Annotated in this window: 9 protein-coding genes; 5 read left to right on the top strand and 4 right to left on the bottom strand. The window is 75.0% G+C overall.

The features are described from left to right. The first annotated feature begins 4 nt into the window (after nucleotides 1-4). The 5 genes from T328_RS07820 to T328_RS07840 all read left to right on the top strand — a co-directional run bounded on the left by T328_RS07820 (nucleotide 5) and on the right by T328_RS07840 (nucleotide 6,852). Nucleotides 5-532 carry a hypothetical protein gene (locus T328_RS07820; RefSeq protein ID WP_496495154.1) on the top strand — a complete coding sequence of 176 codons (528 nt, stop codon included), beginning with the start codon at nucleotides 5-7 and terminating at the stop codon, nucleotides 530-532. A gap of 105 nt (nucleotides 533-637) precedes the next feature. Further along, nucleotides 638-2,044, top strand: a complete 1,407-nt coding sequence (locus tag T328_RS07825) for a sulfatase family protein (RefSeq protein ID WP_496495155.1) — start codon at nucleotides 638-640, stop codon at nucleotides 2,042-2,044. Nucleotides 2,045-2,086: 42 nt separating this feature from the next. After that, on the top strand, nucleotides 2,087-2,617 hold the full coding sequence (locus T328_RS07830; protein WP_496495156.1) for a winged helix-turn-helix domain-containing protein: 531 nt from the start codon (nucleotides 2,087-2,089) through the stop codon (nucleotides 2,615-2,617). A 68-nt stretch (nucleotides 2,618-2,685) separates the two neighbouring features. Continuing rightward, entirely contained in the window at nucleotides 2,686-3,615 is a 930-nt protein-coding gene (locus T328_RS07835) for an LLM class flavin-dependent oxidoreductase (RefSeq protein WP_496495157.1), read from the top strand. A gap of 495 nt (nucleotides 3,616-4,110) precedes the next feature. Further along, nucleotides 4,111-6,852 (top strand): FAD/NAD(P)-binding protein, encoded by a 2,742-nt coding sequence (locus tag T328_RS07840; protein WP_496495383.1) that lies wholly within the window; start codon nucleotides 4,111-4,113, stop codon nucleotides 6,850-6,852. 90 nt (nucleotides 6,853-6,942) lie between these two features. Here T328_RS07840 and T328_RS07845 read toward each other — a convergent pair whose 3' ends face one another. The 4 genes from T328_RS07845 to T328_RS07860 all read right to left on the bottom strand — a co-directional run bounded on the left by T328_RS07845 (nucleotide 6,943) and on the right by T328_RS07860 (nucleotide 12,748). Continuing rightward, a complete protein-coding gene (locus tag T328_RS07845; protein ID WP_496495158.1) occupies nucleotides 6,943-7,686 on the bottom strand; it encodes a YqeB family protein in 744 nt (247 codons plus the stop codon). Nucleotides 7,687-7,907: 221 nt separating this feature from the next. Continuing rightward, complete coding sequence (locus T328_RS07850; RefSeq protein ID WP_496495159.1) at nucleotides 7,908-10,940, bottom strand: 3-keto-alpha-glucoside-1,2-lyase-like domain-containing protein; 3,033 nt, start codon at nucleotides 10,938-10,940, stop codon at nucleotides 7,908-7,910. A 99-nt stretch (nucleotides 10,941-11,039) separates the two neighbouring features. Next, the gene (locus tag T328_RS07855) at nucleotides 11,040-11,972 is read right to left on the bottom strand and encodes a dihydrodipicolinate synthase family protein (protein ID WP_496495160.1); all 933 of its coding nucleotides are present in this window, start codon (nucleotides 11,970-11,972) and stop codon (nucleotides 11,040-11,042) included. Nucleotides 11,973-12,154: 182 nt separating this feature from the next. Beyond that, complete coding sequence (locus T328_RS07860) at nucleotides 12,155-12,748, bottom strand: 3'-5' exonuclease (RefSeq protein WP_496495161.1); 594 nt, start codon at nucleotides 12,746-12,748, stop codon at nucleotides 12,155-12,157. Between the last annotated feature and the right edge of the window lies 1 nt (nucleotide 12,749).

A 12,749-nucleotide genomic window follows, 5' to 3' on the forward strand; every position in this document is an offset into this window, starting at 1 on the left:
ACCGGTGCCCGCGGGCCGCCGCAGCGCGGCCCGCGGCACCCGGCACCACCGCGGGCCCGGCCACCGCGGGCCCGGCCGCCGGGCCGCGCTGACCCCCGCCGACGTCGAACGGGCCGAGGCCGGCCCCGGCGCGGACGGCTGGACGGACCGGGAGCGCACGCTCCCCGCCGCCGACGACGCGCCGCACCACCACCGGGACATGCACGACGCCGCCCGGCGGCGGCTGCGTACCCACCCGGACGAGAAGGCGGCCATCGAGCCGCCGGCGCTCGCCACGACCCGCACCGTGCCGCGCCTGTCACCGGACCCGCCCCGCTGGCGCGCGCCCGCCGCACCAGCCTCTCCGTACCCCCGCGCGGGGGCCCGCGTTCCGTCATTCCACAGTTTTCCGACCAATTTTCTATGGAAACCATTGACGCAGGCCAGCGCGGTACGCAGGATGGTGGGCATGTCTTTGACGCGGGCGCTTCTCTTTCGCCGCCGGCACGTCGACTTCTGTCACGTGGCCAGCGCCGTCTGCCGTCACGGCTGAGCCGCCGGCCGGCTTCTCCGCACTCGTGACCCGCCGCGCCGCGGTCGTCGCCGTCCGCGCACCGGTGGGCCGGTCCCTCTCCGCCCTCCGTCCTACGGGAGACTCATGTCCTCCTCGCCGTCCCGCCGCGCCTTCGGCGGGCTCGTGGGCTCCGCCGCCACCGCGGCCGCCCTCGGCACCGCCGCGTCCCCCGCCGCCGGCCAGCCCGCAGAAACCCCGTTCCGCGCCGCGCCCGAGCGCACGTCGCGGCAGCCCGACATCCTCTTCATCCTCGCCGACGACCTCGGCTGGGCCGACCTGACCAGCTACGGCTCCCCGCACATCCGCACCCCGCACCTGGACCGGCTCGCCCGCCAGGGCGTGCGGTTCACCCAGGCATACGCGGGCTCCGCGACCTGCTCGCCGACCCGCTTCTCGCTCTACACCGGCCGGTACCCCGGGCGGACGAAGGGCGGGCTCGCCGAGCCGATCGCCGACAAGTCGGCCGGCCTGGAGCCCGGCCACCCGACGCTGGCGTCGCTGCTGCGCGACGCCGGGTACGACACGGCGCTCATCGGCAAGTGGCACTGCGGCTACCTGCCCGACTACAGCCCCACGCGCTCCGGGTGGGACAGCTTCTTCGGCAACTTCGGCGGCGCCCTGGAGTACTACTCCAAGCTCGGCTCCGGCGGCGAGTACGACCTGTACGAGGGCGAGGTCGCGTATCGCGACCTGCGCTACTACACGAGGGTGCTCACCGAGCGGGCCGTGCGGCACATACGCACCCGCGGCGAGCGGCCGTGGCTGCTGAACCTCAACTTCACCACCCCGCACTGGCCGTGGATCGCCGACGGCGACGAGGCGGCGAGCGCCGAGATCGTCCACCGGATCAAGGCCGGCGACGGCCGCGCCCTGTGGCACGCCGACGGCGGCTCGCTGGAGACGTACCGCGAGATGGTCGAGGACCTCGACCGCTCCGTCGGCCAGGTGCTCGCCGCGCTGCGCGCGAGCGGCCGGGAGCGGGACACCCTGGTCGTCTTCGCCAGCGACAACGGCGGCGAGCGCTGGTCCCACCAGTGGCCGCTGTCCGGCGAGAAGGCGTCGCTGCAGGAGGGCGGGATACGCGTACCGCAGATCGCCCGCTGGCCCGCGCGGCTCGACGGCGGCCAGGTCAGCCACGCGCCGCTGTACTCCCCCGACTGGACCGCGACGCTGCTGGAGCTGGGCGGCGCCCGCCCGGCGGCCTCTCACCCGCTGGACGGCCGCAGCCTGGCCGGCTACCTGCTGCGCGGCGAGGACCCACCCGAGCGCGACCTGTTCTGGCGGGTGCGCGGCGAGCGGGCCCTGCGCCGCGGCGACTGGAAGTACCACCGCGGCAAGGACGGCGCGGACCGGCTGTTCGACCTCGCCCACGACCCGCGCGAGCAGGCCGACAAGGCGTCCGTACACCCGGAGTTGCTGGACCGGCTGCGTACCGCGTGGGAGGAGACGGACGCCGGCCTGCTGCCGTACCCCGCGCAGGCCGCCGGCTGACCCGCCCGCTCCCGCTCCGACCACTTCGAAGGAGACCGACCGATGACCCACTCCCTCTCCGCCCCGGCCGCCGGCTCCGAGCCCGCCGCGGTCCGCCATCTGCGCCTGGTGCGCGAGCCCGCCCCGCACGGCGAGCTCGCCGCCGACGGCAAGCCGCTCGTCGGCTACGTCGTGCTGGTGCCGCCGGGCCTCGACCCCGCAGATCTGCTGGCCGAGGGCGCCGACGCCACCACGCTGCAGCGGGCGCCGCATACCGTCGGCCCGCCGGACACGCCGCCCGACCGCGGGCCCGTACGCATCGACGTCGAGCGCCGGGTGGCCCAGGTGGACGGCCGTGAACTGGACCTGACGTTCCTGGAGTTCGAGTTGCTGGCCCATCTCGTCGCCCACCCCAGGCGGGTGCACTCGCGCGAGTCGCTGGTGACCACCGTCTGGGGCTACCACCACATCGGCGACGGCCGCACGGTCGACGTGCACGTCGCACGGCTGCGCCGCAAGCTCGGCGGCGCCCACCGGCACCGGATCGTGACGGTCCGGCGCATGGGCTACAAGTACGAGCCGATCGAGCCCTGACGCACCCGCTCCCGGCTCCCACCCGCGACGCCCCCGCACTCCCCCGACACCGAAAGCCGAGCTACGCCATGGCCGCCCAACTCCACCTCTCCGCAGCACTCGACGACGCGACCGCCGGCTACCGCCCCACCGGCGCCGACGGCGCGTGCCCCCCGCCGCCGTACGCGCGCTGGACCCGGCTGGTGCGCCTCGCCGAGCAGGGCGGGCTGGACTTCGTCACGCTCGACGGCACGGCCGGGCAGGACAGCCCGGGAGGGCTCGACGTACCCGCGGTGCTCGCCCACGCCGCCGGTTCGACCAGCCGCATCGGTCTCGTCTCCGCCGTGGCGGCGCTGCCCCCCGGCCGGTTCGCGCCGCTGACGTCGGCCGCGGCCCGCATCGCCGTCGACGGACGGACCGGCTGGCTGGTACGGACCGCGCTGCCCGGCGACGGCCCGTTCGGCACCGCGCCGCCCGCCGCCGGCCCGGACGCCGCGACCGTCCGGCACCTCGCCACCCGCCGGCCCCGTCCCGGCGCCCGGCGGCGCCGGCCGCCCCGGCCGCCGGTGGCGGTGGTGCTCGACGTGCACGGGCCCGACCGGCGCTGGCTGCAGGCCGCCCGGCACGCCGACGTGGTGCTCCTGGACGCCGAGCACCCGGCCGCCGCCCAGGTCTGCCGCGCGGCGCTGAAGCACCAGGCCGCCGACGCCGGCCGGGACCCGAACACCCTGCGGGTGCTCCTGCGCCTCGGGGTCGGCCTCGGCCGCGGCGGCGGGCACGGGCTGCGGCCCCGGGCGGAGACGATGCACTTCACCGGGGCGCCGGCCGAGCTGGCCGGGCTGCTGGCGGAGTGGCACGCGGAGGGGGTGGCCGACGGGTTCCACCTGCTGCCGGCGCACGCGGCCACCGACCTGCTCGCGGTGGTGCACGGGCTGGTGCCGCGGCTGCGCGAGCGCGGGGTGTTCCGGTCCGGCTACCGCGGGCGCACGCTCCGCGAGCACCTGGCGCCGACCGCCTGACCGCCGGCCCCCGCGGGAGGACCGGGGCGCCGGTATCGCAGCGGCTCCGTACGGCTTACGCAGCCGTACGGGGCCGTTGCCGTGCCGCCTCCGGCCGACGGTGCTGGCGCCGGCCGGAGGGCTTTCGGGGGCGTACGCCGGTCGCGTACGCGTGCGGTCGCGAACCCGGACGATCGGCGCCACCGGCGGCGACCGGCGGCGGGACAGGGAGCAGGGCCCTTCGCACTCCTCCGGGTTCGCGAAGGGCCCTGCCCGTCTGTGTGGAGCCCGGCGCACCCCGCGCACCCGCGGTTCGGGCGCCGGCTCCCACCGATTCCTAGTATTCCCATCGGTGTGCTAGGAATTATGGAAGCAGTAGCCTCGTCGCGTCAACAGGTGCCCGGGGATGGACCGGTCCCGAAGACGCGAGATCATGGACGCATCGTTGCCGGCTCAGCTGGAGGTACCGTGGCCGCGCCCCCGTCCCCCACCGCCGCGGGTCCCACCCGCCACGTCGTGGCCGTCGTCGGTGCGGGTGCCGCGGGCGCCCTCACCGCCATGCAGCTCTGCGAGACCGCGATCCGGCGCAGCACGCCGCTGGAGCTGGTGCTGATCGACCCGGCGCCCGAGGCGGGCCGCGGCGTCGCGTACGCCACGCCCGACCCGCGGCACCGGCTGAACGTTCCGGCCGGCGGCATGAGCTGCTACCCGGACGACCCCACGCACTTCGTACGCTGGCTCCACGCCCACGGCGAGCCGACCGCCTCCGCCTGTGACTTCGTCTCCCGGCACCGCTACGGCGCCTACCTCGCCGACTCCCTCGGCCAGGCCGTCATCCGCGCCCACGGCACCGTCGCGGTGCGCCGGCTGCGTACGGAGGCGACCGGCTGTACGTGGACCGCCGGCGGGCCCGCCACCCTGCGCCTCGCCGACGGTCGTACCCAGCGGGCCGACAGCGTCGTCATCGCCACCGGCCCCGCGCCCGGCCCCCGCGCCTGGGCCCCGGAGACCCTGCGCGCGAGCGACCGCTTCGTCCCCGACCCCTGGGCGCGCGGTGCCCTCGACGCACTCGCCGCCGGCGCCCCGGCCGGTACAGCCCCCGACGTTCTGCTCGTCGGCACCGGCCTCACCGCCGTGGACGTGGCGCTGACGCTCCAGGGCCCCGGCCGCCGGGTGCACGCCGTCTCCCGCGGCGGCGAGCTGCCCCGCCCGCACGCGCTGACCGCGCTGCCGCCGCTCCAGCCGACCGCCGACCTGCCCGGCCTGCCGCTCGCGGAGCTGCGCGCCGCGGTACGCCGGCACGTCGCCGCCTCCGCGCGCGCCCACGGCGACTGGCGCCCCGCCGTGGACGGGCTGCGCCCGCTGACGCAGGCGATGTGGGCCCGCCTCTCCGACGCCGACCGGGCGGACTTCCTGGCCCGCGACGCCGCCCGCTGGAACGTCCACCGCCACCGCATGCCCCCGGCCACCGCGGAGGCCGTGCGGCGGGCGCTGGCGGCCCGGCGGCTGCGGCTGCACACGGGGCAGGTGCGGGACGTCGCCGAGCGGCCGGACGGGGGCCTGGACGTCACGCTGAGCGGCGGCCGGACGCTGGCCGTCGGCTGGGTCGTCGACTGCACCGGTCCCGGCCTGCGCGTGGCGGAGTGCGCCGACCCGCTGTGGCAGGGCCTGCTGGCCGACGGCACGGCCGTCCCGGGCCCGCTGGGCATCGGCGTCGCCACCGACGCCGGCCGGCTGCGCCCGGCCGCCGGCCGCACCCCGGCGACACGGTCCGGCGCCGCCGCAACCCACCCCGCCGCGACCCACCCCGCAGCAGCTCCTCCGCCGCTGTTCACCCTCGGCTCCGCCCGCCGCGGCGAGCTGTGGGAGACCACCGCCGTGCCGGAGATCCGCGCCCAGGCCGCCGAGGTGGCCGCCGCCGTGCTGGAGCCGCTGCGCGAGCCGGTACGCGGCCGGCGCCGGCCCACCGACGTCAACGGCCTGCCCGTGTCCACGCACGCGGCCGCCGCCGCCTCGTACCGCGCGGGCCTGGAACGGCTGCTGAAGGTCCGCGCCGGCGCCGAGGCCGCCTTCGCCCGTGCCGTTGAGCTGGACCCCGGCTTCGCGCTCGGGCACGCCGCGCTCGCGCTCGTCGGGCACGAGTGCGGCGCCGAGGTCGACGTGCCGCGCGCGCTGGCCGACGCCCAGCGGGCCGCGCGGGAGCGCGCGGACGACCGCGAGCGGGCCTTCGTGGAGGTCGTCACCCGCCGGATCGCCGGCTCCGGCGGCGCCGCCGGGGACGCGGCGCTGACCCGGCACCTGGCCGCGTACCCCGGCGACGCGCTGGCGCTCAGCGTCGCCGTGCCGACCATCGCGTTCTCCGGCGTCACCGACCTCGACGGCGCGATGGCCCGGCGGCTGGTGGAGCGCACCACGCCCGCGTACGAGGGGCACTGGTTCCACACCTCGCTGCTGGCCTTCATGCGCCAGGACGACGGCCGCTTCGACGAGGCCGCGGAACTGGCCCGCCGGGCCCTGGCCGTGGAGCCGGCCGCGGGCCACGCCGTGCACGCGCTCGCCCACGTCCACTACGAGACCGGGGCCCACGAGCACGGGCGCGACTGGCTGGACGACTGGATCGGCGACCAGGGCCGCGGCGCCACCCACCGCGCGCACTTCTCCTGGCACGTCGCCCTGCACGAGCTGGCGCTCGACGACCCGGACGCGGTGCGGCGGCGCTGGTTCGCGCAGCTGGCGCCGGGCCGGGTGAACGGGGTACGGGCGCTGGTGGACTCGGGGTCGCTGCTGTGGCGGGCCCGGATGTCGGGGTGCTGGACCGGCGAGCAGCCCGTGGAGGGCGTGCTGGCGGCGGTCGAGAGGGAGGTCGTGGAGCGGCCGGCGACGCCGTTCACCGCGATGCACAGCGCGGTGGCGCTGACGGCCGCGGGCGACCTGCAGGCGCTGCGCCGGCTGCGTACGCACGCGGCGGGCGCGGACCCGGTGCAGCGCGAGGTCGTAGCGCCGCTGTGCGAGGCGCTGGAGGCGGTGCTGGAGGAGCGCTGGCCGGACGCGGTGGCGCGGCTGGAGGCCATCCGGCCGGTGCTGCGCAAGGTCGGCGGCAGCGCGGCGCAGCGCGAGGTGGTGGAGGAGACGCTGCTGTTCGCGCTGGTGTCGGGCGGCCGGTGCGAGGCGGCCCGGCGGCTGCTGGAGACCCGGCTCGACCGCCGCGACTCCCCCGCCGACCACCGCCGCCTCGCGGCCCTGCCCGGCCTCGACTGACGCCGACTGACGCGGACTGACGCGGACTGACGCGCGACGCCACACGCCGGCGCCGTCCGGCGGACGGCGCCGCGCGCGCGGGCGGCGCGCTCAGTCCTCCGCCGCTCCCGCCGCGGACCGCAGCGGGCGCCAGTACTGGCGCGTGCCCTCCTCGCGCAGCACGTAGCCGAGGCGCTGCGCCTCGTCGCACAGTTCCTCCACGTCGGTGGCGTTCTTCTTCTTGAGCGCGTGCTCCCGGGCCCTCAGCACGGCGTTCGCCGCCGCGGACAGTTCCGCGGAGTCCCGTACCCAGCGGTGGTAGCAGCCGGCGTACGGGTCCTCGTGCAGCCACCGGTAGCCGTGCGCGGTAAAGCCCCGGTCGAGGTCCTCGGGCTCCAGGTCGGAGGTTCTGCGCAGCAGTTGGCGGGAGGCGGCGTCGAGGATCACCAGCCGGTCCTTGTCGAGGAAGGCGGCGGCGACCTCGGCGCGGGCCAGGATGCGGGACTCGCCGTCCTTGTAGACCCGTACGGTGTCGTCCTCGAAGGTCACGCGCATCGCCATCGCGTACGCGAAGAGCCCGCCGCCCAGGCCCAGCACCAGGCCGACCACGGGGCCGGCGACCGCCGTCCACCCGTCGTCGAAGGAGGCCACCAGCTCGAACGGGCCCTGCATGGGCGCCCATCGCAGTCCGGCGACCCAGTCCGCGACGCGCGGGACGAGCCACCCGAGGAGCACGCCGAGCGCGGGGAGGCCGCCGAGCAGCAGCAGGCGGTACACCAGGCCGGGGCCCACCGTGGCGGCAGAGGGTTTGGCGTGGCGGTCGTCACGGGACATCGCGGGTGCTCCGGAATCCATCGTCGGTCGTCCTTCCTGCCGTTCCCGACGACGCTACGGACGCGGGGACGCGGCAGGGATCGGCCGAAGGTCTGCGGGATCCGGCGCCGGGTACGACTTTGGTCGCCGGCCGGACCGCAACGGCACCCACCGGCCGGCGACGGCGGCCGACGGGTCCGGCCCGGACGCGAACCGGCCCCGGAGCCAAGGGGGCTCCGGGGCCGGTGGGACTCAGCGCCGGATCACAAGGGCTGGACGGTGATGTTGCGGTAGCGGACCGCGTTGCCGTGGTCCTGCAGCCGGATGGCGCCGGCGACCGGCGTCTCCGGCTTCCCCGCCCCGGTGGGGCCGTCGACGGCGACGTCGTCCTGGACCGTGACGCCGTTCCACACCACCGAGATGCGCGCGTCCTCGGTCTTGTTGCCGTCGGCGTCGAAGCGGGCCGCACGGAAGGTGATGTCGTACGTCTGCCAGGTCCCCGGGGGCTTCGCCGCGTTGACGTCGGCCGCCTTCTTCTTGTAGATGGCGGCGGCGTCGTCGTTCGCCAGCGGATCCTTGCCGTACGAGTCGAGGATCTGGACCTCGTACCGCTCCTGCAGGTACACGCCGCTGTTGGCGCGGTCCTGCCCGGTGACGTCCGGCGGCAGCTCGGGCAGCCAGAACTCCACGTGCACCTTGAAGTCCTGGTACGCGTGCTTGGTGCGGATGTCGCCGCAGCAGACCTCCATCGCCTCGCCGTCGAGCAGCGGCCACTCCGGCGTTCTGCCGTCCACGTGCTGGAAGGCGGAGCGGTCCGCGCCGTCGAAGAGCGTGACGGGATCGCCGCTGCGGTGGACGGTGATCATGTCGAGGTTGACGTGGCCGGTGTCGTCCTCCTCGTTGACGTAGCGGATGGTGTTGCCGCCCGCGCGCAGCGGGACCTTCTCGGTCTGGGTCGTCCACTCCTCCCAGGTGCCCGTGGACGCCAGCGGGATCTGCTTCACCTTCTCGCCGTTGACGTACATGCTGACCGTCTTGGTGCCCTCGGCGGGGTTCGGGCCGTTGGAGTAGCGCAGTCCGACGTCGTAGGTGCCGCCCTGCCGGGTCGTGACGTCGAACGTGGTGGACGCGCCCTTGGTGCCGTAGCCGGCGACGAAGCCGCGGCCGGAGTAGGCGGCGTGGTCGGTGGCGAGGTTGGCGCCGCCCTCCAGCCGCGCCTCCTCGGCCTCGTACGCGGTGGGCACGCTGTCCTCGGCACCGGGGATGTTGTTCAGCGTGTACCACGCCTCGGTGCTCCACAGTTCCTGGCCGCCCTCGGCGGTGAACGGGCGCGGGGAGCGCACGTGCACCACGTGACCGGGCTTCAGGCCGGGGATCTGGAGGGTGACGGTCTTGCGGTCGTCCGACAGCTCCGCGGAGGTGACCGGCAGCACCTCCTCGTCCACCTTGGGGCCGCCGTAGTCGGCGGTGGGGACGTAGCGCCACTGGGTGACCGAGTACTTCTCGGCGAGGGCGTCGGCGGTCTCCTGCGACACCGGCTTGGTGTAGCGCATCTCGAAGCCGGTCCGGGTGGCGTCCATCGAGACGATGTCGAAGGCGTCGTTCCCGCCGGGCGTCAGCTTCTGCAGACCGTGGGTCAGCTTGCCGGTCTGGCCCCAGTTGCCGCCGGCGCCCAGGCCACCGGCGTAGATGGCGCCGTCGGGCCCCATGCTGATGCGGTTGACACCGGCTTCCAGGCCCTGGGTCATGCGGAAGACCGCGCCCTGGTAGTCGCCGTCGACCTTCTCCAGGTCGGCCCGCTGGATACCGCCGTAGGTGACGTCGCCGAAGAGGAGCTGGCCCGCGAAGGTGCCCTCCTGAAGGTACAGCGGCGTGCTGGGCGAGTTGGCTATCTCGTTCTGCGGCAGCCAGAGCACGGGCTCGGTGACGGGGCGGTCCTCGAACGGCCCGTCGGGGTTGGTGTAGTGGTTGAAGAAGCGGTCCTGCTTGACGTGCAGGAGCTTCGACGACGGCAGCCAGCCGCCCTGGTTGTCCAGGACGAACAGGTCGTCGTTCGGGCCCCAGCCGATGCCGTTGGGAGTGCGCAGGCCGCCCGCGACATAGCTGACCTCGCCGGTCTTGCGGCTGACCTTGATGGTCGTGCCGCGGTTCGCGGAGGGCTGCGGGTCGGTGGTGGCGCCGCCGAGGTTGATGGCGACCGAGAGGTTCAGGTAGAAGTACCCGTCCCGGTAGAGCAGGCCGAAGGCGAACTCGTGGAAGTTGTCGCTGAACGGCCAGGTGGCGACGGTCTCGTACGCGTCGGTGACGTCGTCGCCGTCGTCGTCCTTCAGCCGCGTCAGCTCGTGCTTCTGCGAGACGTAGAGGGAGCCGTCGACGTACTTGATGCCCTGCGGCTCCTTCAGGCCCTCGGCGACCTTCTCCACCGTCACCTGCCCGGGCGAGGTGTCGCCGGTGACGTTGTCCAGGAGGTAGACCTCGCCGGTCACGTTGTCGGTGCCGCCCCAGGTGGCCACCGCGAGCCGCCCGTCGGGCAGCCAGTCCATCGCGGAGACCTGCGGCTCGAAGCCCTCGGGGCGCAGGTCGGTCAGCTTGAAGTCCGGGTGGACGGCGTCCAGCGGCAGGCCGTCGCCGGGCGAGTCGGTGAAGCCCTCGCACTCCTTGCGGCCCGGCGCGGTGACGCGCACGACGCCCGCGTCGGTGCTGAGGACCGAGTTCGGCACGGTGCTGAAGCCGTCGGCGCCCGGCGGCTGCCAGGCCAGGGTGACCTGCTGGCCGCCGCCGCGCTCGAAGTGCTCGATGAACAGCGAGTGGTAGCCGGCGGTCAGCTCGACCGTGCCGTCCTTGGGGGGATCGGTGCCGTGCAGCCCGTCGTGGTCGATGACGACCTCGTTGTCGATGAGCAGCCGCGAGCCGTCGTCGCTGGTGAGGCGGAAGGTGTACGTGCCGTCCTGGGGCACGTTGACGTTGGCGATGGTGTGCGAGACGAAGTTGTCCTCGAAGCCGAAGTCCTCGGCGGTCGAGAAGTCGATCTGCGGCATGAGCTTGTCGGCGTTCGGGGTCTGCGCGGGCTTGAGCGTGCAGATCTCGTCGAGCGGGACCTGAACGTCGAACGTGCGCAGCGTCACGCCGGGCTCCTGGGGCGGGAGTTCGGCGAAGGGCTGGCTCCGCGGGCCGGGGGGCCGTTCGGGGTCGGGCTCGGCGCCGGCGGGTGGGGCCCAGACGCCGCCGACGAGGAAGGCCGCCGCGAGCACCGTGGTCATCCGTCTGCGGACGCGCTGATACAGCCGTGCGGACATTCGTTCCTCCAGACGCGAAAGAGGGCGGGAAGAACTTGCGGAATCCGGGCGGGTGCGGCGCTGAGCCTAAAGACTTCGTCCGGGCCTGTCCAGACTTTGTCATCCCAGAGAAAAAAGCTCCGGAACCAGCTCGTGGGCGTCGCGGCGGGCGGGGAGCACGGCCGCCTCCGGGGCGGGGGTGGCCGGCCAGCGGGTGCGGACGCCGGTGTCGGCCCAACCGCCCACGGCGGCCAGGAACTTGTCGAGCGCCGGATTCGACAGGCCGCGGGCCTGGAGCGGCGCGATGTGCCGGCGGAACAGCTCGGCCAGCCGGCGCTGTACGTCGAGCGCGGCGGCCGGGTCGGAGTGCATCGACTCGTACCAGCGGACCGAGCCGGCCGGCGCGAGCGCGGCGACGTTGGAGTAGCTGCCGTGCGCGCCGCGGGCGACGCCGGAGGCCAGCAGGTGGCCCGGCACGAAGACGGAGCAGCGGGCGGTGTGCGGGCGCACGGCCTCGTACCAGGCGTCGTCGCCGCCCGCGGTCTTCAGCCCGACGAGCGCGGGCACCTCGGCCAGCAGCCGGCCGAGCAGCTCGGGCGACACCGGGGTCTTGGCGTGCGGCGGGTTGTAGAGCACCAGCGGCACCGGGTCGGCGGCCTCGGCGATACGGGTGAGGAAGGCGACGGCCTCGTCGTCGGCGAGCGGCAGCCAGTCCGGCAGGATCACCTGCAGCGCGCCGGGGGCCAGTTCGCGGGCCCGGCGCGCCCGCGCCAGCGCGGTCTGCGCCACCGGGTGCGAGGCACCGATCTGGAACGGCACGCCCGCGGCGGTGCAGCGCTCGGCGAGCAGCTCGTTGATGCGGTCGAACTCGTCCTCGGCCAGCGTGTGGAACTCGCCGGCCGTGCCGTGCGCGTAGATCCCGTGCAGGCCCGCGTCCAGCAGCGCGTCCAACTGCGCGGCCAGCCGGGACCGGTCGATCGCGTCGCCGGCGTCCAGGGGCAGCAGCAGCGTCCCCCAGACCCCGGTGATGTCCTTCGCTCTCATCGGTTTCATGGGTGGAGCGTACGAGCCGGCCGCGGCGGCGCCGGTGGCGGCTCCTCGGCGAGGCCGATGCGGCAGTGCGGCCGGGCGGGCGGGTGGCTCCGGGCGGTCCAGGCGCGCCGGTCGAGCAGCGCCATCGTCGCCGGCGGCCACGCACACCTCGCGCAGCCGGGCCAGGTCGCCGAACGGCGATCCTAGAGACAGCCCGCGGGGAGCGTGGCGCCCGCGGCGTGGAGGTATCTGAGCGCGGCGGCGAAGGAGTGGCAGTCGAAGAGCGCCGAGTGTTCGGCGCCCGAAGCGGGCTTCGGCAGGCCGAGGACCTGCCACAGCCGGCCAGAGTTGGCCGTCGAGGTCTGCGGGGCGAGGGTGTTGAGCCAGGGTCGGACGTTGAGGAAGCCGTTGTGGAGGAACCCGTGCGCGACCTGCTCGCCGCGGGCCCGGGCCCAGCCGACGTTCTCGCCGAGCACGATCATGTCGTTTCCGTAGGAGAGCACGGAGCAGCCCTTGCAGAAGCCGAGGAAGTCGCCGAGCGCCGCCGCCGGTTCGCGGCCCTCGCGGTCGACCGTCTCCTGGTCGATGCCGGTCAGCTCGGTGAAGTACGGCGACAGCCGCGGGTTGACGAGGGGCCGGACCAGGGTCTCGAACTCCTCGACCACCGCGAGGTCCCGGTCCAGCCGCAGGGCGCCGATCTGCACGATCTCCCGCAGCTCGCCCGGGGCTCCCCAGTCCCGCTCCTGTGCTCCCGGCCACGCGGTGTACTCAAGGTCGAACACGACGAGTGTCGACAAG

Source organism: Streptomyces sp. CNX435 (assembly GCF_059570575.1).